Source organism: Pantoea sp. AG1095 (assembly GCF_003208415.1).
Lineage (GTDB): Bacteria > Pseudomonadota > Gammaproteobacteria > Enterobacterales > Enterobacteriaceae > Pantoea > Pantoea leporis.
Window position 1 is genome coordinate 156,087 of the sequence record NZ_QKMJ01000004.1, and the last position, 22,661, is coordinate 178,747.

Annotated in this window: 23 protein-coding genes; 9 read left to right on the plus strand and 14 right to left on the minus strand. The window is 49.8% G+C overall.

The features are described 5' to 3' along the window. Nucleotides 1-25 precede the first annotated feature (25 nt). The 4 genes from DEU53_RS11180 to DEU53_RS11195 form a co-directional block, all read right to left on the minus strand. A complete protein-coding gene (locus DEU53_RS11180; RefSeq protein ID WP_110867099.1) occupies nucleotides 26-979 on the minus strand; it encodes an ABC transporter permease in 954 nt (317 codons plus the stop codon). A 1-nt stretch (nucleotide 980) separates the two neighbouring features. Then, on the minus strand, nucleotides 981-1,970 hold the full coding sequence (locus DEU53_RS11185) for an ABC transporter permease (RefSeq protein WP_101761228.1): 990 nt from the start codon (nucleotides 1,968-1,970) through the stop codon (nucleotides 981-983). After that, nucleotides 1,963-3,483 carry a sugar ABC transporter ATP-binding protein gene (locus DEU53_RS11190; protein ID WP_110867100.1) on the minus strand — a complete coding sequence of 507 codons (1,521 nt, stop codon included), beginning with the start codon at nucleotides 3,481-3,483 and terminating at the stop codon, nucleotides 1,963-1,965. The genes DEU53_RS11185 and DEU53_RS11190 overlap by 8 nt, the downstream gene beginning before the upstream one ends. Nucleotides 3,484-3,729: 246 nt before the next feature. Next, nucleotides 3,730-4,716: an autoinducer 2 ABC transporter substrate-binding protein gene (locus tag DEU53_RS11195; RefSeq protein WP_110867101.1), complete on the minus strand. Its 987-nt coding sequence runs from the start codon at nucleotides 4,714-4,716 to the stop codon at nucleotides 3,730-3,732. A 639-nt stretch (nucleotides 4,717-5,355) separates the two neighbouring features. Between DEU53_RS11195 and DEU53_RS11205 the strand changes: the two genes are divergently transcribed. After that, nucleotides 5,356-6,651, plus strand: coding sequence for an MFS transporter (locus DEU53_RS11205; RefSeq protein WP_110867103.1), 1,296 nt, complete (start codon nucleotides 5,356-5,358; stop codon nucleotides 6,649-6,651). Between the two features lie 15 nt (nucleotides 6,652-6,666). Next, complete coding sequence (locus DEU53_RS11210; protein ID WP_110867104.1) at nucleotides 6,667-7,473, plus strand: substrate-binding domain-containing protein; 807 nt, start codon at nucleotides 6,667-6,669, stop codon at nucleotides 7,471-7,473. Here the strand turns inward: DEU53_RS11210 and DEU53_RS11215 are convergent. From DEU53_RS11215 to DEU53_RS11225, 3 genes are all read right to left on the minus strand, one after another. Then, a complete protein-coding gene (locus tag DEU53_RS11215; protein WP_110867105.1) occupies nucleotides 7,448-8,347 on the minus strand; it encodes a LysR family transcriptional regulator in 900 nt (299 codons plus the stop codon). The two genes, DEU53_RS11210 and DEU53_RS11215, sit on opposite strands and share 26 nt — an antisense overlap. A 137-nt stretch (nucleotides 8,348-8,484) precedes the next feature. Beyond that, a complete protein-coding gene (locus tag DEU53_RS11220; protein WP_233501746.1) occupies nucleotides 8,485-9,276 on the minus strand; it encodes a cytochrome c oxidase assembly protein in 792 nt (263 codons plus the stop codon). Between the two features lie 12 nt (nucleotides 9,277-9,288). Continuing rightward, nucleotides 9,289-9,765: a DUF2243 domain-containing protein gene (locus DEU53_RS11225; protein ID WP_199559705.1), complete on the minus strand. Its 477-nt coding sequence runs from the start codon at nucleotides 9,763-9,765 to the stop codon at nucleotides 9,289-9,291. A gap of 240 nt (nucleotides 9,766-10,005) precedes the next feature. On the opposite strand from DEU53_RS11225, the gene DEU53_RS11230 reads away from it, so the two are divergent. The 5 genes from DEU53_RS11230 to DEU53_RS11250 all read left to right on the plus strand — a co-directional run bounded on the left by DEU53_RS11230 (nucleotide 10,006) and on the right by DEU53_RS11250 (nucleotide 16,274). Further along, nucleotides 10,006-10,620, plus strand: coding sequence for a TetR/AcrR family transcriptional regulator (locus DEU53_RS11230; protein ID WP_110867107.1), 615 nt, complete (start codon nucleotides 10,006-10,008; stop codon nucleotides 10,618-10,620). Nucleotides 10,621-10,693: 73 nt separating this feature from the next. Continuing rightward, on the plus strand, nucleotides 10,694-11,794 hold the full coding sequence (locus DEU53_RS11235; RefSeq protein ID WP_110867108.1) for an efflux RND transporter periplasmic adaptor subunit: 1,101 nt from the start codon (nucleotides 10,694-10,696) through the stop codon (nucleotides 11,792-11,794). Beyond that, nucleotides 11,791-14,841 carry an efflux RND transporter permease subunit gene (locus DEU53_RS11240; RefSeq protein ID WP_110867109.1) on the plus strand — a complete coding sequence of 1,017 codons (3,051 nt, stop codon included), beginning with the start codon at nucleotides 11,791-11,793 and terminating at the stop codon, nucleotides 14,839-14,841. Before DEU53_RS11235 ends, DEU53_RS11240 begins: the two co-directional genes overlap by 4 nt. 832 nt (nucleotides 14,842-15,673) lie before the next feature. After that, nucleotides 15,674-15,958 carry a hypothetical protein gene (locus DEU53_RS11245; RefSeq protein WP_110867110.1) on the plus strand — a complete coding sequence of 95 codons (285 nt, stop codon included), beginning with the start codon at nucleotides 15,674-15,676 and terminating at the stop codon, nucleotides 15,956-15,958. 64 nt (nucleotides 15,959-16,022) lie between these two features. Beyond that, entirely contained in the window at nucleotides 16,023-16,274 is a 252-nt protein-coding gene (locus DEU53_RS11250; RefSeq protein WP_110867111.1) for a biofilm development regulator YmgB/AriR family protein, read from the plus strand. 114 nt (nucleotides 16,275-16,388) lie between these two features. Here the strand turns inward: DEU53_RS11250 and DEU53_RS11255 are convergent, their stop codons facing one another. From DEU53_RS11255 to DEU53_RS11275, 5 genes are all read right to left on the minus strand, one after another. Beyond that, nucleotides 16,389-16,673 carry a biofilm development regulator YmgB/AriR family protein gene (locus tag DEU53_RS11255; RefSeq protein WP_101761240.1) on the minus strand — a complete coding sequence of 95 codons (285 nt, stop codon included), beginning with the start codon at nucleotides 16,671-16,673 and terminating at the stop codon, nucleotides 16,389-16,391. 249 nt (nucleotides 16,674-16,922) lie between these two features. Then, nucleotides 16,923-17,165: a regulatory protein YcgZ gene (gene ycgZ, locus DEU53_RS11260; RefSeq protein ID WP_101761241.1), complete on the minus strand. Its 243-nt coding sequence runs from the start codon at nucleotides 17,163-17,165 to the stop codon at nucleotides 16,923-16,925. A gap of 340 nt (nucleotides 17,166-17,505) precedes the next feature. Further along, a complete protein-coding gene (locus DEU53_RS11265) occupies nucleotides 17,506-17,775 on the minus strand; it encodes a hypothetical protein (protein WP_101761242.1) in 270 nt (89 codons plus the stop codon). Nucleotides 17,776-18,201: 426 nt separating this feature from the next. Continuing rightward, complete coding sequence (locus DEU53_RS11270) at nucleotides 18,202-18,462, minus strand: hypothetical protein (protein ID WP_110867112.1); 261 nt, start codon at nucleotides 18,460-18,462, stop codon at nucleotides 18,202-18,204. 635 nt (nucleotides 18,463-19,097) lie between these two features. Continuing rightward, nucleotides 19,098-19,715 carry a dTMP kinase gene (locus DEU53_RS11275; RefSeq protein ID WP_110867113.1) on the minus strand — a complete coding sequence of 206 codons (618 nt, stop codon included), beginning with the start codon at nucleotides 19,713-19,715 and terminating at the stop codon, nucleotides 19,098-19,100. A gap of 537 nt (nucleotides 19,716-20,252) precedes the next feature. Here DEU53_RS11275 and DEU53_RS11280 point away from each other — a divergent pair. Beyond that, nucleotides 20,253-20,759, plus strand: coding sequence for an ATP-binding protein (locus tag DEU53_RS11280; protein ID WP_110867114.1), 507 nt, complete (start codon nucleotides 20,253-20,255; stop codon nucleotides 20,757-20,759). A 257-nt stretch (nucleotides 20,760-21,016) separates the two neighbouring features. On the opposite strand, the gene DEU53_RS11285 is transcribed toward DEU53_RS11280, so the two are convergent. Beyond that, a complete protein-coding gene (locus DEU53_RS11285; RefSeq protein ID WP_110867115.1) occupies nucleotides 21,017-21,346 on the minus strand; it encodes an NIPSNAP family protein in 330 nt (109 codons plus the stop codon). 513 nt (nucleotides 21,347-21,859) lie between these two features. Further along, on the minus strand, nucleotides 21,860-22,072 hold the full coding sequence (gene cspA / locus DEU53_RS11290; RefSeq protein WP_007885867.1) for an RNA chaperone/antiterminator CspA: 213 nt from the start codon (nucleotides 22,070-22,072) through the stop codon (nucleotides 21,860-21,862). A gap of 213 nt (nucleotides 22,073-22,285) precedes the next feature. Between cspA and DEU53_RS23000 the strand changes: the two genes are divergently transcribed. Beyond that, the gene (locus DEU53_RS23000; RefSeq protein ID WP_158527634.1) at nucleotides 22,286-22,444 is read left to right on the plus strand and encodes a hypothetical protein; all 159 of its coding nucleotides are present in this window, start codon (nucleotides 22,286-22,288) and stop codon (nucleotides 22,442-22,444) included. Nucleotides 22,445-22,661: the final 217 nt, after the last annotated feature.

A 22,661-nucleotide genomic window follows, 5' to 3' on the forward strand; every position in this document is an offset into this window, starting at 1 on the left:
TTTTCCCTTCGTAAAAATCTTTCGCTTATGATTTTCTGTTTTGCAGAGCGATAAACAGGATCAGAACGCAACCCCACAGCGCCATGGTCAGATAACTGCTGACGCCCATCAGGTTAAGGCCGCTCTCGAGCATTTGCAGGACGATCAACGCCAGTACCAGGCCGATGACCCGGCCAAACCCGCCGTCGGGATTAATTCCGCCGAGTACAGAAGCCAGAATGGTCACCAGCAAATAGGAGTCGCCATAGCCTGCTTTGGCCGAGTTGAATTTGGACATCATCAGCAGTGCCGCGCCCCATCCGAGCAGCGCGGAAAGCACATACACCGCGAGGGTAACTTTGTGGGTGTTAACACCACTGAACCGCGTGGCCTGTTCGTTAGAACCCATCAGATAGAGGCTGCGTCCCAGCGTGGTATGTTCCAGTAACACCCACAACAGCAGCGCCACCAGCAGGAATAACAGCAGCGCAACCGGAATGCCGAGCAGGCTGCCGTTGCTGAGATATTGAATGGCTGCCGGGAAACCGGAAATCACAGCACCATTGGTTAGCAGAATATTCAGCCCGCCAATCAGCGTCATGGTACCGAGGGTCGCCAGAATCGGCGAAACACCGATATAGGCGATCAGTGCGCCATTGAGCGCGCCAATGAGCACAGCGATGACCAGACCCGCGAGCATCGCCAGCGCGAAATATTCTGGCTGGTTCGGGTGCGCGACCAGAATGGCCGCCATCGCCAGCGAACAGGCATTGGCTCCGGCAATGACCGAAAGATTGATACCGCCGGTGAGCATGGTGATACCCATACCCAGCGCCAGCATGCCCAGAATCGGTAACTGAGAGGAGATCGACTGGAAATTGCCGACGCTGTAAAAACTGCCGCCCAGCGTGAACGAGAACAGCACGGCAACGGCGACGATGATCAATAACTGCAAGCGGATGATGCGATCGCCAGGAAAGAAGCGGTTTAAGGTTGTCATGTCACATTCCCTTAGCCAGTTTGCGTTTTTCGTTCCACGCGGTGCTGCTGATGCTGACCAGAATGATCACGCCGCTGAAAACCTGATGCCAGTAAGATGAAATGCTCAGCAAGGTCATACCATTTTGCAGGAAGGCCAGCAGCATTACCCCCAGAATGGTGCCGGTCAGCGAGCCACGGCCACCGGTCATGCTGGTGCCGCCTAATACCACCGCCGCCAGCACCGTCAGCTCATAACCCAGCAGGGAATTAGGCGCGACAGACTGGGTGATTTGCGCCTGAACCACGGCCGCTATACCCGCCAGCAATCCCATAAATCCGTATACATAAAAATGCAGTCGCAGGATGTTCAGGCCGAGACGCGACGCAGCGTCACGGTTGCTGCCCATGGCATAAATCTGGCGCCCCACGCGTGTGCGGTTCATCAACACGCCGGTGGCGATGATCACGCCCAGCAAGCTAAGCAGCGGCAGAGTCAGGCCATAGTCGTAGCCGTCGGCGGCGGTAAAGGAGAACCAATTAATACCGTTCATAAACCAGTCGGGAAACCCGTATAACCAGGTGCCATTGGTGACATACACCAGCAGACCGTAAAACAGGTTTAACGTGGCAATGGTGATAATGATGGCCGGAACGCGTAGCCAGTACACCAGAAAACCGTTGACCAGCCCGAGCAGCAACCCGCTGCCCATCGACAGGGCAAATGCCAGTGGAAAGCTACCGCCGTGATGGATGATGTAACTGGCCATCACGTACTGACCGATTGAGGTAATGGCCGGAAAGGAGATGTCGATGCCCCCGGCAATTAACACCACAAACAGTCCACAGGCCAGAATGGCAAGAATGGCGTAGCTGGTGGCGACGTCAGTCAGGTTACCCAGGGTCATAAATTCACTGGTGCCGACGCTTAAGCCAATCACCAGCAGCAGAATCAGTAATCCCAGCCAGAATTCGTGCTGGGAAAACAGTTTCGACAGAGATTTATTATCCATTAATCACCTCCGCAATCTGCGCTTCGCTGCTTTGGTGCGGCGCGAATTCCGCTACCAGTTCGCCTTTGCGCATCACCAGCACGCGATGACTGTTGTAATAGGCTTCCGGAATTTCATCGCAAATCATCAGCACCGCCATGCCAGATTCCGCCAAATCGCGTGCGATGCGATAAATTCCCTCTTTGTTGGCAATATCTACGCCGACGGTCGGCGAATCGAGGATCAGAATATGGGGTCGCGTTGCTACCCATTTGGCGATGGCGATACGCTGCGCGTTACCGCCGGAAAGGGTTTTAACGGGTAACTGGCTATCCGAGACTTTGATGTTCAAATCGCGGATCAGGTCTCTCACCACCGCTGCGGCTTTCTGATGGTCCATTAATCCTGCGCTGGTGTGCAGCTTGTCGAAAATGGACACCAGCGTGTTGTCATAAATGGATTGTTCCATGATCAGACCCTGCGTCAGACGGTCTTCTGACACATAAGCAATGCCGTGACGGATGGCGTCGCGGTTACTGTGGAATTGCACCACATTGCCGTTAACGCGGATTTCTCCGCTATCTGGTTGGCTCATGCCGAACAGGCTCAGACAGAGTTCCGTCCGGCCCGAACCGAGCAGGCCAATAATCGAGGTGATTTCACCCTGGCGCAGCGCCAGTGAAATATTCTGATACTGACCTTTGCGGCTTAGTTGGCTGACTTCAAGGAGTGGCGTCACGTTAGCTGGCGCACGATGCGGCAGATGACTGTAGGTAAAACGTTGTCCGGTCATCAGGAATGCCAGTTCATTACTGTCGAGTTCGCTGGCCGGATAGGTGCCAACCAGTTTGCCGTCGCGCATCACGCTGATGCGATCGGCCACTTCCATCACCTCATCAAGACGGTGGCTGACAAACACCACGCAGATACCGGCGGATTTGAGCTCATTCACCACGCGCAATAGACCATTCACTTCAGTACGAGTCAGCGATGCGGTCGGTTCATCCATAATCACTAAACTGGCGTCAGCGGCGATAGCGCGGCATATGGCGACTAATTGGCGATCGGCGATCGACAGCTTTTCGACTTTACGATCCGGATCCAGAGAGACTCCGACCCGTTGCATCGCTGCCACCGCTTTTTTGCGCATTGCCTCGCGATGTACCCAAAAATCTCCGCCGGGTAAATAACGGTGAATGGCAATGTTTTCGGCTACCGACAGGTTGGGAAATAAAGACAAATCCTGATAAATAACCTGAATGCCGTAATACGAAGAGAGCTGGGGCGTAAGAGTATGAAATAGTTTTCCGTCCAGCGTAATGGCCGCGCCTTTTTCCGGCTGATAAACACCAGAAATGACTTTAATGATGGTACTTTTGCCACAGCCATTTTGACCAGCAAGGCAATGCACTTCGCCTTTATTTAACGTCAGGCTGACATTGTCTAATGCTAGTACGCCGGGAAATTTTTTGCTGATTCTTTCAAGGCTGATAAAGGCCTCATAAGGGGCAGGGGACGTATTAAGCGTATTCATCACCGATCCTTAAGCATATCCTTTGTAATTCCAGTGGGCGTTGGCTGCACAGTTTTAATTGAATCAATGAGTTACATTTTCTCATTGGCAACTTTGCCCTGGCTGGAATTATTTTGGGTATAAATTTTCATGTCTGAGTCGAGATCTAAATACGGCACAACATACAACGCCGTATTTATTTCTCTTAGCCTGGTGTGGCGCTGGAGATAATCTGTCTCCGGAAAATACCTGAATTAAAAAGCCTGATCAGAATCCAAGTGATTTCGCATTCTCTGGTGTCACTTCCAGAATTTTATTAAAGCGAATGACTTTTTTATCCATATCTACGTCGGCTTTCCCCAGCCCTTCAATAGTCAGATCTTTGGTGACTTCTTTACCCTGCAATAGCTGATCAGCGACCGTTACTAAGGCATAGCCGGCATCTTTTGGATCCCACAGCAGCGCTTTCTTAATATCACCGCGCATTAAATACGGAGCAGCTTGAGCGGGCATAGCGATACCAACAACGGCGATTTTATTTTTAGCGCGTTTCTGTTGAACCGCCTGACCCGCACCAATCGGGCCGAGCGAACCGAAACCGATAATCCCTTTCAGGTCGGGATAGGTCTTCATTAAATCCAATGTGGTGGAGTACGACTTATCAATATTTTCCGCCACCGGCAGGCGAGACGTTACTTCATGCATATCCGGGTACTTTTCTTTCTGATATTTGATCGCAGCATCCGCCCACGCGTTATGCAGCGGCACAGTCAGGGATCCAACATAAATGGCGTACCCTCCTTTGCTACCCATATCTTTTGCCAGTTCGTCCATATTGGCTTCAGCATATTTCTGGCTGTCGATGGTTTCGATATCCCATTGACCAATTTGCTGGTCCGGCGATTCATGGGTTAATACCACGATGCCCTGGTCACGCGCTTTCTTTAATACCGGCTCCAATACTTTGGCATCGTTTGGCACCACGATGATGGCGTCGACTTTTTTAGCAATCAAATCTTCAATCACTTTGACTTGCTGGGCCGGGTCTGGAGTGGAGCCGCCGACTTGATAAGCGTTGACATCCAGTTTTTGCGCGGCTTCTTTCACGCCGACTTCCATGCGGGTAAACCATGGAATGCCGGTTACTTTGGCGACCACGGCAATATCGTAAGGCTTAGCGGCGAAAGTGGGTGTTGTGAATAACATGCATGCTGAAACCACACATGCACTGACTAATGCGAGGTTAAATTTCATTGCGATACCTTTCTTATGATGTTTTGCAGTAGGGAGCGGACGGTTGGTATTCAATTCACACTCAGAGATTAACTGAAGGAGACACCGATTTTCGCATGATTGTGATCAAAATGTGAACAATGCCCATATTTGTTAAATTTAAAGATTACTTGTGTTAATAAAAAGTAAATAAACACTCCTCCCTTTCCCGGCATCCCGAATTTCAGAGGTGATGAGCCATTTTTATTAACAATTTATCTCCAATAAAGTAACAAAAGAGAAATATTTGACCGCGTCGTATCTTTCTTGCAGCGAAGAAGGCTATGCCAGAAATTTTATTTGCACGGAATGTGAACAGCAGCGCATTCCTGGCGATTTTAAGATTCCGAAAACGACGTTTCCCTATCGACGTCATTTTCATCCTCACCAGATATGAGCCTCGTCACAAAATACGTATGACGTTTTTAGCCCTCAAAAAGTAACGCTAAGAAGTGAGGGGCTGTTAAAGGCCCGTTGCAGCTTGTTAATGAATTTGTTAACGCAGATTAATGCAGTAAACGCATCAACCCATGAGTTTATTGCGCTTATATAGTTTGTTTTGCTCATCCAGTCTGCAGAAGCAGGCGCTGTAAAAGCGCTAATGACAAACTGGAGATAAACATGCATTCCTCTAACCTACCCATGACGGCCCGAACCCGATGCAGTGCGATACTGCGGGTGACTTCTGGCAACTTTCTGGAACAATTCGATTTTTTCCTTTTCGGGTTTTATGCCACTTATATCGCCCATACTTTCTTTCCGGCCAGCAGTGAATTTGCTTCGCTGATGATGACCTTTGCGGTCTTTGGCGCAGGGTTTTTAATGCGTCCGGTCGGCGCGATTGTGCTGGGCGCGTATATTGATAAAGTTGGCAGACGTAAAGGGCTCATTGTTACCTTGTCGATCATGGCGGCGGGGACCTTCCTGATTGTTCTCATTCCGTCTTATCAAACGATTGGGCTCTGGGCACCCTTTTTAGTGCTATGTGGGCGCTTATTGCAAGGCTTCTCAGCGGGCGCAGAGTTAGGCGGCGTATCCGTTTATCTGGCAGAAATTGCCACGCCCGGCCGTAAAGGTTTTTACACCAGCTGGCAATCTGGCAGCCAGCAAGTGGCCATTATGGTGGCAGCGGCCATGGGCTTCGCACTGAATGCGGCCATGGAAGAAAGCACCCTTCGCGAGTGGGGATGGCGTTTGCCTTTCCTGTTCGGCTGCCTGATTGTTCCGTTCATTTTTGTTCTGCGCCGTAAACTGGAGGAGACCGAAGCGTTCACTGCTCGCCGCAACCACCTGGCGATGCGTGACGTGTTTAAAACGCTGTTAGCAAACTGGCAGGTGGTTATCGCCGGAATGTTGATGGTCGCCATGACCACCACCGCGTTTTATCTGATCACCGTATACGCCCCTACTTTTGGTAAAAAAGTGCTGATGCTGAGCGCTTCTGACAGCCTGCTGGTGACTCTGCTGGTTGCGGTATCAAACTTCTTCTGGCTACCGGTTGGGGGAGCCCTGTCAGACCGCTATGGCCGTAAGCCTGTATTGGTGACCATGGCGATGTTAGCGCTGATGACTGCTTATCCGGCACTTAACCTGCTTGCTGAAGCACCCAGCTTTTCCATGATGCTGTCAGTGTTGTTGTGGCTCTCCTTCCTTTACGGTCTGTATAACGGCGCCATGATCCCGGCATTAACAGAGATTATGCCGGTAGAAGTGCGAGTTGCAGGCTTCTCTCTGGCCTACAGTCTGGCTACGGCTATTTTCGGTGGATTTACGCCAGTCATTTCAACTGCACTGATTGAGTACACCGGCGATAAGGCTTCACCCGGCTACTGGATGAGCTTTGCTGCGATTTGTGCATTACTGGCCACCCTCTATTTATACCGTCGCAGCGCGTTATCACTTCAAACCGCTGGTTAGTTCAGGAATAACATCATGCAAAAAATACATCGTTCACTTCTCATTACGCTGTTAGTGAGTTCCGTTAGTTTTTCAGCGGCGGCCAAAGATGTCACCGTTATGATTTCGGGCGGATTTAAAGCGGCGCTGGAAAAACTGGCTCCACAATTTGAAGCAAAAAGCGGCGACAAGATCATTTTGATCTCTGGCCCCTCGATGGGGAGAACGCCTCAGGCGATTCCAGCGCGCCTGGCGCGCGGGGAGAAGGCGGATGTGGTGATTATGGTCGGTGATGCGCTAAAAAACCTGGAGAAGGATAACTGGCTTCAGCCGGGCTCGCGCGTTGAGCTAGCCGACTCTTCAATTGGTATGGTCGTTAAAGAAGGTGAGCCTAAACTAAATATTAAAACGGATGCAGATCTGCGTAATGCCCTTTTGCAGGCCAAATCTATTGCTTATTCTGACAGTGCCAGCGGCCGCTATGTCAGCAGCCAACTGTTTAAAAAACTGGGAATAGAAGACCAGGTAAAAACAAAAGCGCATAGGGTAGAGCGCATTCCGGTGGCATCCGAAGTGGCTAAAGGCAATTATGCCGTCGGTTTCCAGCAAGTGAGTGAATTGCTACCTGTGCCGGGCGTCACCTTTGTGGGTGAACTGCCTGAAGATGTGCAATACGTTACCCGTTTTGCCGGTGCGGTGACCGCCAAAGCAACAAACGGGCAGGAGGGCAAAGCGTTACTCAACTTCCTCTCTTCGGCTGAGGCGCAAGATACTGTGCGCGCTACCGGATTGCGATCGGTGACGGCTGAACTGCCAGTTAAACAACACGATACTGTTCAGTGATCAGCTTCTCTAACTCAGCTGCAATGTAGGATTGCATACGGCCACTGCGCCTGATCAGGCCAACCGTACGCTTTACCACCGGCTCAGTGAGTGAAAGGTGTGTGAGTACTGAATGCTCTGACATCGGCATCGACATAGCGGGTACGGCAGCCATGCCGATACCCGCTTCAACCATACCTAGCATGGTGGTCACATGACGGGTTTCGCAGATACTGGGGCGCTCAGGAACGATGTGATCCAGCATCTTATCAAGTAGATGGCGGTTACCGGAGGTCTTATCCAGCTCAATGTAATCCTGCTGATAAAACTCTCGCCAGGTCAGATTTTTTTTATTGGCTAATGGATGATCCCGCCTGCAGGCCGCCACGTAGACATCGCTCGTCAAGGGTATAAATTCGATAGTGGTTTGCAAATCTCTGGCAAAACAGATGCCGAAGTCTGCCTGACCACTGGCCACTGCTTCAATGACGTTTCCAGCGCTACTATCAATGATTTTCACACGCACCCGTGGATAGCGTGTCTGGAAACGGCGGATAACATCGGGCATAAAATAGTAGGCTGCCGAGGGCACAGTGGCAACGGTGACCAGCCCTACACGATCCTGACTCACCTTATTAATATCCGCTAATACCAGTTCAACATTCGCCAGCAGCTGATCTGAGCGTTCAGCAAAGGTCCGTCCATATAGTGTCAACGTGACACGCCGGGTCGTTCTGTCGAACAACTTGATCCCTAACGCGGATTCCAGCTTTTCAATCCTACGACTCAACGCTGACTGAGAAAGGCAGATGGACTCAGCGGCAAGCCGAAAATTACTGTATTCAACCAGCGCACGGAAGGCATAAAGATCGTTAAGGTCAAAGTTTACAGGCATAGCAGCAGACAGTCCTTTGGAGCCAGCGGGTGTTCAAAGGGGCAATAATAGCCACATTATTGATTACGGTAACCACGTCTTACCTACAAATGTTATTACTTTTCATATTGGCAAATAATTTTGTCATGGAATGGTCATTATTTCCCCACCAGCATTTCTGGCAGCGTGCTGCGTTGCCGGAACCACGCGGCAAAAAAGCCGAAGATAATGCAAAACTCGGCAATATCTCCGCCGTAATACATCCACTGCGCAGCCTGCTGAATTTCTTCAGCGCTGGCTAAGGTTCCACGTGGGTATCCGAAGCCGTACATCAACTTCGCAAGAATAGCGTGAGCGGCCGTAGCAAAAAAAATTGCCGCCAGACGCACAGTTCTCGATGGACGGTGAGGCGCGGGATCGGGCCCGGCAACAGACCAGGTAAACAGGTAGCCGGAGAGGACAAAATGCAGATGAAGGAAAATAAACAGAGCAGGAATGGCCATGCTCAACGCATATAACGGAGTGAGATAAAGAAGATACATCCCGCCAATATCCAGCGAAGCAGCGGTAAATGGATGGATTAAAAAGCGTATCGGGCGGGTGCGGAGAATAGTCATCATAGCGCGCGCCCACCGTGCGGATAGAGTGCGTAATATCAGTGAGCCGGGCGCCCCAAATACCAATCCGAGAGGTCCAAACATACCAAGTAACAGATGCTGCAACATATGACCGCGTAAGTCATGATGCGCCCAGTTAGCCAAAGGCGGCAGCATGGATGCCACGATCATGACGATGCCGGCGGTGAAGCTGGCCATGCGCCAGGCGCTCCAGTGGGCAACCCGGCGTAAACGGACAGCGGCGATCAAATAAAATAAGAGGATGACAGCAGGAGCTATGACCAGAAGAGTAAATAGCGCGACTGAATGGGGCATCGCCGCAGGATGCATCATGGAATCCACGGATTAAACTTCCGTTTTAGCGGATAGAGCAGAACGCGCGTGACGATAAATCAGCAAGCCTGCCACCAATAACAGCACAGCAGACAGATTCCAGATGAGGTCGTAAAGCAGCACGTTATCAACATAGCGGATCTGATGCAGCCTGAGCAGCTTGTGATCAACAATTCCATCAAACAGTTGAAACGCACCCAACCCCACAATGAATCCTGCCCATGCTGCCGTGCGGTTGAGTTTTCCACGGCTTCGCAGGTCCGCAAACATGAAAAAACCAAGCACGAAAAGAATCAGCTCGCCTGCGTGCAATAATCCATCTGAAAGCAGGCTAAACGCGGGTGTGCCCCAGTCAAAGAAGTGATGCCAGGCCAGAATCTGATGAAATACCACTTCATCAATTGCCGCCATCATACCGATTCCCAGTGGAAGGGTGGCTATGAATGAACGTTTCAGATCGGGTTGAGGACTGGAATTCAAAGTTGGCACTACGTTCTCCGGGTAAAAGTTAAATTTCACTTAAGAAGCGTAGATGATAATTCCCGCAGCCCGGTCGGTTTACGCCAGCGTTATGTCGGGCAGGGCGCACGACATTACCAAAAGCGGTTTTCCAGAGATTTCGCTGAGATTGTGATGATATCAATCAGGCCTTGAAGCGATGAGAAATTGTGACCAAAATATCCACTGGTCACTCATCGTTTACATCAGCTCACCGAGCAAAGTTGAAATATGACAGAGAAAAAAACTACCGCCGCCACGCGTGGGCCTTCCGATCACACCATCCGCGATCAGATTGTGGCTGCCGCCATGGAGTACTTTAGCCATTACGGCTTTGAGAAAACCACCGTATCCGATCTCGCGCGATCAATCGGCTTCTCCAAAGCCTACATTTACAAGTTTTTCGGTTCTAAGCAGGAAATCGGTGAAGTCATCTGCGCCAATTGCCTTACGGATATCACGGAAAGGCTGAACGCTGCGCTGGAGCAGTCACCTTCCGCCACGGAAAAAATAAAGCAGCTGTTTCAGACGCTTGCTGTGGCAGGCTGCGAGCTGTTTTTCCGCGAGCGGCGGCTGTATGACATTGCCGCCGCTTCCTCGCGTGAGGACTGGCCTGCTGCTGTGCAATATGAGGATTCCCTGCGTGAAATCGTGCTCGCCATCCTGCGCGCAGGACGCACTGCCGGGGAATTTGAGCGTAAAACGCCGCTGGATGAAACGGCCGCTGCCGTCTATCTGGTACTCAGACCTCTTGCCGATCCACTGCAACTGCAATCCTCACTTGATACGGCCAGAGAAGATGCAAGCCAATTGGCTGCATTAGTACTTAGAAGTCTCGCTCCGTAGTTTGTGACCATTGACATAATTGGTCACTAGTCAGAGAATGGCGTCCTCATACTTCCCTTGAGTAAGGTAACCCATGCTCCGGCATCTCCCTTTGTTGTCCGTCATCTGCCTGCTGCCGGTCATTCTGACTGGTTGCGGCGAACCTCTATCAGCCGCTGACGATCCGCGCTCCCGGCCGCCACTCATCAGGACGGCGACCGTCGAGCCTGCGGCGGGTCAATCTCGCGTTTTTACCGGCATTGTGGCCGCACGTTTTCAGAGCGACCTGGGTTTTCGCGTGTCGGGCAAGGTGCTTGAGCGTCTGGTTGATAAGGGGCAAAGCGTCAAACGCGGTCAGCTGCTGATGAGGCTCGATCCGGCTGATCTCGCGCTGCAGGTCCGCGCTGCGGAGGGTGCGGTAAACGCCGCCCAGGCACGCGCGCGCCAGACCGGCGATGATGAGAAACGCTATCGTGGATTGGTGGGTTCTGGCGCGGTCTCTGCATCCTCTTACAGTCAAATTCGTGCAGCGGCAGATGCCGCGCGTGCCGATCTGAGCGCCGCGCAGGCGCAGGCACGCGTGGCGCTCAACGCCTCGCAATATGCTGTATTAAGTGCTGATGCCGATGGCGTGGTGGTAGATACGTTGGCCGACCCAGGCCAGGTGGTTAGCGCCGGTCAAACGGTTGTGCGCCTCGCCCGCGCCGGTCAGCGTGAGGCGATGGTCAGTCTGCCGGAGACATTGCGCCCGCAGGTGGGATCGCCGGCTACAGCCATCCTGTATGGCAGTGGGATCGAGAACGATGCCAGGCTGCGCGAGTTGTCAGATTCGGCGGATGCAGCAACCCGCACCTACGAAGCACGCTATGTGCTGAGCGGTGCCGCAGCCGGTGCTCCACTGGGTTCAACCGTAACCCTGCGTATCCCGGAATCTGTGGCGACGCCAGAATCCTGGTCATTACCGCTCAGTGCAGTGTGGGATGCGGGACGCGGTGCTGGCGTCTGGCTGGTGGAAGGCAAACCCGCCAAAGTCACCTGGCGGGCCGTGACGCTGCTCGGTATCAGCGACGACAGTGCGCGCGTGTCGGGTCCGCTTCAGAGCGGGGAACAGGTGGCCGCGCTGGGCGCACACCTGCTGCATGAAGGTGAAGCCGTCCGCATCGGAACGCCTGGGTCGCAAGGAGCCACGCCATGAGCCACAATCGCTTTAACCTCTCGGCGCTGGCGGTGCGTGAACGATCGGTCACGCTGTTCCTGATCATTCTCGTTACGGTTGCCGGCATAGTGGCTTTTCTTGGTCTGGGAAGAGCGGAAGATCCCCCGTTTACCGTCAAGCAGCTGACGGTGATCACCGCCTGGCCTGGCGCCACCGCGCAGGAGATGCAGGATCAGGTGGCTGAGCCGCTGGAGAAGCGGCTGCAGGAGCTGAAGTGGTATGACCGCACCGAGACCTATACTCGTCCCGGAATGGCATACACCATGCTTTCCCTGCAGGACAGCACGCCGCCTTCCGAAGTGCAGGAGCAGTTTTACCAGGCACGCAAAAAGCTCAGCGATGAGGCGCGCAACCTGCCGGCGGGTGTGATCGGGCCGATGGTTAACGATGAATTCTCGGATGTGGTTTTTGCCCTCTATACACTGAAAGCAAAGGGTGAACCGCAGCGATTTCTGTCTCGTGATGCCGAAAAACTCCGCCAGCAGCTGCTACACGTTGCGGGCGTAAAAAAAGTCACCATTACCGGCGAGCAGGCAGAACGTATTTATGTCTCCTTTTCCAGCGATCGCCTCGCTACGCTGGGCATTACACCGGAACAGATATTTAACGCCCTGAACGGGCAAAATGCCCTGTCGCCCGCCGGTTCGATACAAACGCGCGGGCCCGAGGTGTTTATCCGCCTCGACGGAGCGCTGGATACGCTCGAAAAAATCCGCAACACGCCGGTCGTCTCCGGTAATCACACGCTACGGCTTGTCGACGTGGCCAAGGTCGAACGTGGCTATGTCGATCCGCCCGATTTTCTCATCCGTAATGAGGGTGAACCTGCACTGATGTTGAGCGTGGTAATGAGGGAAGGCTGGAACGGTCTTGAGCTGGGTAAGGCGCTGGAACAAGAGGTCCGAAATATAAATAGCGACATGCCGCTGGGCATGACGCTCACCAACGTTTCCGACCAGGCGGTTAACATCAGTTCGGCTGTCGATGAGTTCATGGTGAAGTTCTTCGTGGCTCTGCTGGTGGTGATGGTGGTGTGCTTTGTCAGCATGGGCTGGCGCGTTGGCATCGTGGTTGCTGCCGCGGTTCCGCTGACGCTTGCCGTGGTATTTGTGGTGATGGCCGCCACGGGAAAAAACTTTGACCGCATCACGCTGGGTTCACTCATCCTCGCACTGGGTTTACTGGTTGATGACGCCATCATTGCGATAGAGATGATGGTGGTGAAAATGGAAGAGGGCTATGACCGCATCAAAGCATCGGCCTACGCCTGGAGCCATACAGCCGCGCCGATGCTGGCCGGCACGCTGGTAACCGCGATCGGCTTCATGCCCAACGGCTTTGCGCAGTCCACCGCCGGTGAATACACCAGCAATATGTTCTGGATAGTGGGGATTGCCCTGATTGCCTCGTGGGTGGTGGCAGTATTGTTTACCCCTTATCTGGGCGTGAAGATGCTGCCCGACATCAAGCCGGTAGTCGGTGGCCACGCGGCAATCTATAACACCCGCCATTACAATCGCTTCAGACGACTGCTAACCAAAGTCATCGCGCATAAGTGGTGGGTGGCAGGCGCGGTGATTAGCTGCTTTGTGCTGGCCATCATTGGCATGGGGCTGGTGAAAAAACAGTTCTTCCCAACCTCCGATCGTCCTGAGGTGCTGGTTGAAGTGCAAATGCCTTATGGCACCTCAATACAGCAGACCAGTCAGATCACGGCGCGAATTGAGCACTGGCTGAAAAAGCAAAAAGAAACCCGCACGGTAACCGCGTATATCGGGCAGGGTGCGCCGCGTTTCTATCTGGCGATGGCCCCGGAATTGCCGGATCCCTCTTTTGCCAAAATCGTGGTGCTGACCAACGGCGAGCACGATCGCGATGCACTGAAGCAGCGTCTGCGAGAAGCGGCAGCAGATGGGCTCGCGCCTGAAGCGCAGGTGCGCGTTACACAGCTGGTTTTCGGTCCCTATTCGCCTTATCCGGTCGCTTACCGAGTGATGGGTCCCGATCCAGACGTACTGCGCCAGCTGGCCGCGAAGGTGAAAGTACTGATGCAGGCCAGCCCGATGATGCGCACCGTCAACACCGACTGGGGTTCACGCGTGCCGGTAATGCATTTCAGGCTGGATCAGGATCGGCTGCAGGCGATGGGGCTAACGCCTGCCGGGGCGGCTCGTCAGCTACAGTTCCTGCTGAGCGGGGCATCGATCACGGCGATTCGTGAAGATATCCGATCTGTGGAAGTGGTTGGTCGTGCAGCCGGAAAGGTGCGCCTCGATCCCGCGCGCCTTGACGCTCTGACGCTAGCCGGAGCCGATGGGCAGCGCATTCCACTCTCGCAACTCGGTGAAATCGACATCCGCATGGAAGATCCGCTGCTGCGCCGCCGCGACAGAACGCCAACCATAACGGTGCGCGGCGATATTGCTGACGGATTGCAGCCACCGGATGTCTCAAGTGCGTTGAGCCGGGAACTTCAGCCATTAATCGCGTCACTGCCGCCGGGGTACCGTATTGAACAGGCGGGCTCGATTGAGGAGTCGGGTAAAGCGACTAAAGCGATGCTGCCGCTGTTCCCAATTATGATTGCCCTGACGCTGCTGATCATCATCCTGCAGGTGCGTTCCATGGCAGCGATGGTGATGGTTTTTCTGACCGCGCCGCTCGGGCTGGTTGGCGTTGTGCCCATGCTGCTGCTATTCCAGCAGCCCTTTGGCATCAATGCACTGGTTGGGCTGATCGCGCTGTCAGGGATTCTGATGCGTAATACGCTGATCCTGATCGGACAAATCCATCAGAATGAGCGAGAAGGCCACGATCCTTTCAAGGCTATCGTTGAGGCAACGGTGCAGCGCGCCCGGCCGGTTCTGCTGACAGCGTTAGCGGCGATTCTGGCATTTATTCCACTGACGCACTCCGTGTTCTGGGGCACGCTGGCTTACACGCTGATTGGCGGGACGCTGGGCGGCACCATTATGACGCTGGTGTTTTTACCGGCGATGTATGCCATCTGGTTCCGTGTCAGGTAGGCTAATGCTGAAAAAAATCCCCGCCTGGAGCGGGGAAGGAAGTATGAACAATATGCAAAGACTCTCGCACGCTGTGCGTGCTGTGTGTAACCTTCGTACCAAGTATGAAGCGATAAAAGAGTAGTAGCAGTATTTGACGCCTGCAACTCAGGTCCACAAATAAAAATGAAAAGGCTCGGGCACGAGGCCTTTATCACTTCAATCATCACAGCAATGGTCTGGTAGACAGTCCTGAAATCAATGCCTGGCTTCGTTTATCCTCGTCAGTAAAACCCGAGCGTTACTTATCAACGTGGTCTTTTAAAAATGAGAAATCGATTAATAAATGGCATTTATTTGGAATCGCCAAATAAAAATTATCAATATTCTTGATGATTGAGTTCATAAATAACCGAAGCGGTTTCATTTTGATAAAGATGCAATTTAAATGACTGTAATAGGAGCTAAAATAAAAAAATATAACCCGTGCATTTTTTTTAATCTCCTATAAATTGACCCAGCGGTACTCTCCGCACGTAACGAATGATGCTTTGCATCGCCTCTGAAAGCGTTAGAGATTTCCACTTTCAGAGGTCATTTTTTCCTGCCATAAAAGTCCATTCCTTTTTACTTGCCCTATCTCATATTAAATATTCATCAATTCACGCTGATAAAGCTGTACAACATTGCGATCATTGTATAAGTTTACTGCATGACGATCTGATTAAAATATGAACACGTGAGGTTTCCTTGCAGCAGAACCCGGGTAGATGCCATTCAGTAAATGATATTGCAGCATTTTTTAGCCGCAGCTCTCTCTCTTCTCAACACTAAATGTTGAACAGAGAGTGATATGAAAAATCACCATGAACAAAAGTTGAGTGATCTTCTCATCGGCGAGGCGGTAATAGCATTGCTGCGCGAAAAAGCCGGCATCTCGCGACGTGCGCTCCTCTCGAAGCTTGAATGCATGCTGAAAGCTGAAAAGGATGAAGAACGTGCGCGCGCAATACTTCTCGCTATGCAGGATGTTAAGAAAGAAATTGCCGAGAGTGAATCCCCTAAAGTTGGAGACCGGGAGCACATGGCAAATTTTGATATAGACAAATTCGGTAATGACGACTCAACCCGACATTAACGCCGGCTAAGGGCTTAAGTGCGTGGAAGAGAGACAAAAATGCGCAACTCAGTAAGGATATTTTATGCAGCAGAATACTATCGAGTCAGACCTGCAGAGTTATTTACACAGCACCGGTGACCAGTATGCACAGGAAAAAGAAGTCATTGGTATCATCGTAAAGTCATTGATCGCAGAGAGAGGAAGAGTGACGAACAAGGCCATCATTATGAGTCTGATAGCGGAGCTGGAGAGTGCGACAGATATTGAGCAACTCGATGTGCTGCGCAACTGCCTTGAAATCGTTGTAGGCCGTACGCCTAATGATGATAATTAATAAAACCAATCTATTCTATTTGCCTATCAGCGGGGAGAGTTGTGTTAATTCCCCCGCTTTTCTGACCGCTACATCCATATTAAAACACTGATCCTCATTTCCCTGAGACTTTACTCACCAGTAGAAAAATGCCCAACGCTCTTCTTCACCCGGAGTAAAGCCCACCACCATTTTTAACGCATTGAGTAACGCGTCAAGTTGCAGCGGGTCAGTGGTGTTTTCAATTTCCGAGATGAAGTACAAAATAATGGCGCTATTGGAGACACTCTTACCCTGACTCTCTAGCGTCTGGATGGCGGAGTCAATCAGTGTCTTCTCCGCAGAAAGGTTGTCACCTGCGTTTTGGAGATAGTCAGTAATGTCTATTTCGCGGGACGTTTGCTGTGCGCTTTGTTGCATTTTCTCTCCTTGTGATCAGATATTTCTGCGGCAACGTTTGAAAGATGTTTACGCTATTGCGTTGGGTGTTGGCTAAACAAACCCATGCTTTCTGGGCTATTTATCCAGTTAAAAGTCATTCAAAACTAAATTTAGCGCATATTTCTGTTATGGCACGCCTTTCGTGGATAAAAATCCATTAATGAGCGGTTTAAAGCCTGAATTCCTTCGACGGGATCGTGACTGGCTTATCTCGCCAACAGATAAAAGTTAGCGATCGAACAGCATGCCGATCAATGTCTGATAGTGGCGTTCTTCTTCTTGAGTGGCAGCGACTTCAAGACGTCTTAACAGTTTAGTGCAGATAGCCTTACGGTTAAGGTTCTTGCCAGCCCGAAGGATTTCGACAACAATTTGACCTAGCGTTTCTTGCTGAGTTGGCGCGCTTGCTTTGCTAAAATAATGTGCAATATCGCTGGCTGTATCGGGAAATTTAGAAACACTCTGACGCATGCGAACCTCGTAAAAGTTGGGATAGTCGATTCTGTCTGAACATAAAGTTAGACAATCTTTTAAAACTTGTACAGGATTAATTTATCTGTACAGATTTTCTTTTCAAGCAAAAGATGCTTATCCTTTTTATTCAGGTAGTTATGTTTGGTTGTGAGATCAGCTGTCGGGTTCTGGTTGTTGAAGATAAGGGTAAATTTGTACAAAGAGAGAGGAGGCGATTAACTGGAAGAGGGGGTATGGAAAGGTTCAGGGAATGAAGTCTGTTTAACTCACTTACTTATCGACATAATGCGGAGCGCCCTGAGGCGCATCCTTAACCTGAATCAACGTTAGTCACCCATTAACGATCATTGTTGATAGCGCGTAAATGTCTGGATGCTGAAAGCCAACGTAGCTCTTCGCGGTTTCGTGGGGAGGTTTCGACAAAGGCTTTTAGCCAGCGTCTGGCGTCGGCTATCTGAGCAAGTCTATTGTCGCTGGCATCGCCTTCGGCCATGGTGCCCAACTCAATGATGAGGGAGTGAATGTTGATTTCCTTCTGACTCACAGCAAGATTAATCACTGCCTCGCCAATAATGATATGGCCTTGTTCTTCGTCATGAAATAACACTGCGTTTCCTCCAATATTTTCGATTACCGTAGGAATAGTGTAGTAACAAACTTCCTTAAGGTCTTTAAGATTGTTTAGAGATTACGGTTTATCAAATTTTGCATGTTAACGTTGCTGCTCAACTTGCTGATAATTATCTTAAATTATGCCAGATGTAAACGCATTGCTTGATGATAAAGAAAAGTCTCAAATTTCGAGGGAAAATAATGAAATCGTTTTCAAGACAAAACTTGCCTCAATTAATGAAGATTTTGATACGTAATTTGGGAATGGGAAATGAATATTGCCAAATGACAGGTGGGGATTAATTAAGGAAGGGGAGAGTGTCGTCCCTGACATTTTCTCCAGCCGGTACACGTTAAACGCGACCGTTGAGGTCATCTTCGTCGTCGTCTTCCGGCCAGAGCCGGACTACGTCCTTAGGCGTCAGATCGTTTCGTCGTTCAAGCCTGCAAGCGTCTGCAGGTAAGGCACGTTATGGACAGCGCGATCGGGCTCTTCGAAACTCTTCAACCATTTTGTGGCTTCAGAAATATCAGACAACCTTGCCTTGCTGCCGCCTGCATTTGCCATATGTTCCAGTTCGTCAATCAGCGATTGTACGCTGACAACTCTCTGTCCCAAGGCAATACTCATTGCCGCTTCGCCAATAATGACGTAGCCTTTCCCGTCGTGTTGAAAAGACATTAACCATCCTCCATTTTCACGTTTATGACAACCTCGACTTAAACTGTAGGCGCTATGACGGATTTAGCTAAAGGTTAATTCCTAAAAGTCATGAAATCTTAGATTTATATATTTTCTAAGTGACTATTCACTGCCGTTATTAGGTGCTAATGCAGGGTGATATTATGTGCAATTTTGCATGAAAGAGGTTTAATGTTAAAGGCGTTAAGCGCTTCTCAATGATGGATATTAACTCGGTGAAATAATGGGAAGGCACTACAAAAAGGGGTGATATATTTAATTCTAAAGTAATCCGTGAACAGCTGTATAAATATGAAAGCGTAAGGATGCAATAAAACCCTTTGCAGGTAACGATATTGGTTTCGTTACATTTACGGATAGCTAGCTTATTACGCGGAAGTTGGCGGACACCAGCTGCATATTATGCACCGCGCTGTTATATCTGGAGCACACCCAGCCATAGCGTATCCACAAGACGTGCGTCTGTAGAACTTTCAGGGACTGCCCCGATGTATAGGTTGCCCGAGTAGCAACTGATAACAATAGACGGATGTGTTCAGTGCTCAGTCAGAGTGATGAGTTTCCACTATTAGGTCTAACGGAATGCGGCAGAAAAGTGTCCGCAGAACTGTTTCCTAAAGGGCATTCAGCAGTTTGTAGATCTCATTGACAACCTGCAGGGTTGCGTGTTCGATCATCCCTTCATTACGGCATAAAACCCAGCCGTGTTTAGCAACGGCTCGCTCGAACGACTGAGTACAAGCGACATGATCTTCCAGCTTATGCATCACCGTACTACTTAACCCGCGCGTTCTGGCCGCGGCCCTTGCCCATGAAATTTCAGGCGCAGTAATAACCCCGACATGCAGGTCCGGCGCTTGCACGTTTCGATCAATGTTTAACTGTAAAATCTCAGCAAATGGAACCATCCGGCGAAACGCGGCATCAGACGGGTACCAGCGATCCATCAAAATGATGCTGTCCGGTGGCTGTTTAGTCAGCACATGTTGGGAAATCCATGCACGGCTATCAGCAAAGCGCGCACAAACTTCCCGCTCTAAAACCATGGAGGGATTTCTGGCCAGCCTGTTCACCAGAGCCATTGTTTCTCTCCTGAAGGGATCGCTTTTTTTCTCGCAAAGCCGGATTACCTTGATGTTATCTGACCTGAGTACTTTCGTAATGGCTTCCAACAGCGTGGTTTTGCCAACCCCTTTGGGCCCATCCAGAGAAACAAACAGCGGACGGCTCATAGTCGAAATGACGGGTGATGTAGCGTTTGTGTGAAATTCAAACCGGGCAAAAGCATCCTATTTCCTTCTTATTAACCGGTGTCCACTTTCTACGTCCGTTGAAGCTGTCTGGCGCGTCAGCGTGAACTAAATGAAAGGCTCTCATAACAGACACTGATGGACATTGTGGCAATGGCTTTAAGTTACGAGTCTCATTTTCTGATGGTAAATTCATTTTAGGTCAATGCCCATATGTTGCGATCTACACGATGGAGTTTAGGGGATCCGATTAGCAAAAGGAAAACTTCTCTCAGTACGCTTGTTATTTAAGCAGATAGGCGTTAATGGGCAGCTTTGGGCGAGCAGCGGACGTTTAAAAGTAAAAAGTTAAAAAAAAGCTGATTTTTATGTTGTCGCCTGTTAGCCTGGAAAAATGCAGCAACCGGCTCAGTACAATCTCACCCACTCATTATCATCACTTCCAATTTTTAGGTGGGATTACGTTCGCCATTTCCCGCCAGTAAAGTGGGCCTTAACGAACAAACCATTGAGGTAAATATGGACTTCGATACAGTGGCAACTTCAGCAAAACCAACCCTGCATCTTTTATGCGGAAAAATTGCATCAGGCAAATCCACATTATCCACAAAATTAGGTACTTTACCTGGCTCCATAATTGTTAGTGAGGACAACTGGCTGGCTGCGATCTATGAAAATGAAATGCAATCATTGGCGGATTATATTCATTTTTCTTCAAAGCTCAAAAGGGCTATGAAGCCCCACCTGGTGGCACTACTCAAAGCGGGTTTATCCGTTGTTCTGGACTTTCCGGCAAACACACGAACACAGCGTGAATGGATGATGAGTATTATTAAGGAGTCAGGTGCTGATAATCGTCTGCATTTTTTGAACGTATCTGATGAAGTCTGCAGAGCCCGGTTACACGCCCGTAACGCAGAAGGTACGCACGACTTTGCAGCTACAGATCAACAGTTCAATACCATTACGAGTTATTTCTCAGAACCTACAGTTGATGAAGGGTTTGAAATTATAGAATACCTCTAAATGCGTCATCCGCATTTAAGCCACCATTGAGTAGTTTTATTGTTTTCCGAAAAGTGATGGCACTGATGATGCCTTAATACAGACAGCCTCCGCTTCTGGGCAAAGTGGACAGCTTTTAAAGCTGTCCGGCATGAGTGATGTGAGGTATCTCATAACTAATACCTGGTGACATCTTATAGTTTCCACGCTTCATCATCCAAAGCGACAAGGTAATTTATATCAACAATGCATGTAATGTCCCTTTTATCACCTTGTTTTTAATTACTTCTAAGCCCATCAATTACCATAGTCGGTAGTATCAATACCGATTTTAAGCTGGTTTGAATTCGTTCGATGATTGCTTCTCGAGGGCCATTTATCCATTCATCACTCATATAAAATTTTTCCTGAGACGCTTTCATATGTTCAATATCATTAAATGCCCGAATCAGAAAGTAAGAATCCTCATCATGAATCGAGTTGCCAAATGCAATGATGTCGATACCCGCTCCACGATGGAGAGGAGCACTTATTTCAACCATGATTGTATGGAATTCTTGTCCAGTGCCTGGCTTCAGAATGTACTGCAATAACTCGACTGCTCTCATTAATTTCATTCCCTTGGTTTACGTTAGATACCTGGATTAGCGGTAACTTCCTGGCTACGCACATAATCAAATCGTACTAAATATAACCATCAAAGCTACGCTTAAAAAGATTTTTATAAACAAGCAATTCTAACATCGTTGTTTTTACAGCTCTTCGCTTGTGGATAAGGCAAAAAAACCTACCTCATTTTTTTTTGATTCAAAACCGTAATCTTCTATGCAGAGTTGTGCTTGAGCTGTGCGCCAGATACTGGCTAATGCCACATTCGCTCCGAGTAAAGTCGCATAACCACCGACGTACATTACCTGCATTGCAGCTTTAACGACTGGGAGGCGCTGCCACTACGTAAATTCCGCTGGCGAGCATTTTATTCACTATGCAAACCTTAGTCACACCAATTTCAGGCAATAAAAAAACCCGCACGAGGCGGGTTTTTTTATTATCAGCGGTTCTTATCTGCTCAGACTATTGTCTTCATCGCTATTGTAAGCGTTGCTGATAATGAGCGCGGCTTACAGCGGAGTAACATTGCCCGCTGCTGGGCCTTTGGCGCCATTTTCGATGGTGAAGGAAACTTGCTGACCTTCATCAAGAGTTTTGTAGTTGTCGCTCTGGATTGCAGAGAAATGGACGAAAACATCCTTGCTGCCATCGTTAGGAGTGATAAAGCCAAAACCTTTATCAGAGTTAAACCATTTTACTAAACCAGTCATTTTGTTAGACATAGATAATTCCTTAATTGATGAGCCACTTGTAGCGGCGAAAATTGGCCTGAAGTGAAAGATTTACTTATTGGGCACTTAGGAGGAGGCTCTCGAAGAAGGATATCTAGGGATAACACTTGAACTGAGGACTGCTTTACTAAAACTGCTTTCATAAGGTCTGTGTTCCAAACCGATGACGCATTAAGACATAGCGATAATAATTTAGCAACGAATATGTTTATTTATTTTAACCATTTAAAGACCTGGACGGCTGAACGGCCGGTTACGCTTCATCTTTGGCTGTGCTTTGCCGCGCCGATTATCACAAGGTGGTTTGTTATCTGCGTGGTGATGCTACTGATTGGTGTGGCGATTATCTGGGGACCGTTCTGATAAAAAACTAAGGACCCCACATTGGGCTTTTCGATCTCTTCTGACATGTTTAAAAAAACGCATTTTATCGACATATCTCTTTGGCGTGTTTTGGTTGAAAGCGCGATAACAGCTAATCCAGGTCATTTCCTATAGCAATAACAAGCAACTATAATATTACCGGTTAAGTGGCTTGATCTGCTTTGTGAGCACGTCAGCTTTTCCACTCCTTTTCGCG

Excerpts from the sequence above, each read along its gene's own strand:
- DEU53_RS11255 (WP_101761240.1), bottom strand. The coding sequence starts at position 16,673 with ATGCAACAAAGCGCACAGCAAACGTCCCGCGAAATAGACATTACTGAC.
- DEU53_RS11230 (WP_110867107.1), top strand. The coding sequence starts at position 10,006 with ATGACAGAGAAAAAAACTACCGCCGCCACGCGTGGGCCTTCCGATCAC.
- ycgZ (WP_101761241.1), bottom strand. The coding sequence starts at position 17,165 with ATGCGTCAGAGTGTTTCTAAATTTCCCGATACAGCCAGCGATATTGCA.
- DEU53_RS11210 (WP_110867104.1), top strand. The coding sequence starts at position 6,667 with ATGCAAAAAATACATCGTTCACTTCTCATTACGCTGTTAGTGAGTTCC.
- DEU53_RS11220 (WP_233501746.1), bottom strand. The coding sequence starts at position 9,276 with ATGATGCATCCTGCGGCGATGCCCCATTCAGTCGCGCTATTTACTCTT.
- DEU53_RS11205 (WP_110867103.1), top strand. The coding sequence starts at position 5,356 with ATGCATTCCTCTAACCTACCCATGACGGCCCGAACCCGATGCAGTGCG.
- DEU53_RS11245 (WP_110867110.1), top strand. The coding sequence starts at position 15,674 with ATGAAAAATCACCATGAACAAAAGTTGAGTGATCTTCTCATCGGCGAG.
- DEU53_RS11250 (WP_110867111.1), top strand. The coding sequence starts at position 16,023 with ATGCAGCAGAATACTATCGAGTCAGACCTGCAGAGTTATTTACACAGC.
- DEU53_RS11275 (WP_110867113.1), bottom strand. The coding sequence starts at position 19,715 with ATGAGCCGTCCGCTGTTTGTTTCTCTGGATGGGCCCAAAGGGGTTGGC.
- DEU53_RS11270 (WP_110867112.1), bottom strand. The coding sequence starts at position 18,462 with ATGTCTTTTCAACACGACGGGAAAGGCTACGTCATTATTGGCGAAGCG.
- DEU53_RS11240 (WP_110867109.1), top strand. The coding sequence starts at position 11,791 with ATGAGCCACAATCGCTTTAACCTCTCGGCGCTGGCGGTGCGTGAACGA.
- DEU53_RS11185 (WP_101761228.1), bottom strand. The coding sequence starts at position 1,970 with ATGGATAATAAATCTCTGTCGAAACTGTTTTCCCAGCACGAATTCTGG.
- DEU53_RS11280 (WP_110867114.1), top strand. The coding sequence starts at position 20,253 with ATGGACTTCGATACAGTGGCAACTTCAGCAAAACCAACCCTGCATCTT.
- DEU53_RS11215 (WP_110867105.1), bottom strand. The coding sequence starts at position 8,347 with ATGCCTGTAAACTTTGACCTTAACGATCTTTATGCCTTCCGTGCGCTG.
- DEU53_RS11235 (WP_110867108.1), top strand. The coding sequence starts at position 10,694 with ATGCTCCGGCATCTCCCTTTGTTGTCCGTCATCTGCCTGCTGCCGGTC.
- DEU53_RS11180 (WP_110867099.1), bottom strand. The coding sequence starts at position 979 with ATGACAACCTTAAACCGCTTCTTTCCTGGCGATCGCATCATCCGCTTG.
- DEU53_RS11190 (WP_110867100.1), bottom strand. The coding sequence starts at position 3,483 with ATGAATACGCTTAATACGTCCCCTGCCCCTTATGAGGCCTTTATCAGC.
- DEU53_RS11195 (WP_110867101.1), bottom strand. The coding sequence starts at position 4,716 with ATGAAATTTAACCTCGCATTAGTCAGTGCATGTGTGGTTTCAGCATGC.
- DEU53_RS11285 (WP_110867115.1), bottom strand. The coding sequence starts at position 21,346 with ATGAGAGCAGTCGAGTTATTGCAGTACATTCTGAAGCCAGGCACTGGA.
- DEU53_RS23000 (WP_158527634.1), top strand. The coding sequence starts at position 22,286 with ATGTTTATTTATTTTAACCATTTAAAGACCTGGACGGCTGAACGGCCG.
- cspA (WP_007885867.1), bottom strand. The coding sequence starts at position 22,072 with ATGTCTAACAAAATGACTGGTTTAGTAAAATGGTTTAACTCTGATAAA.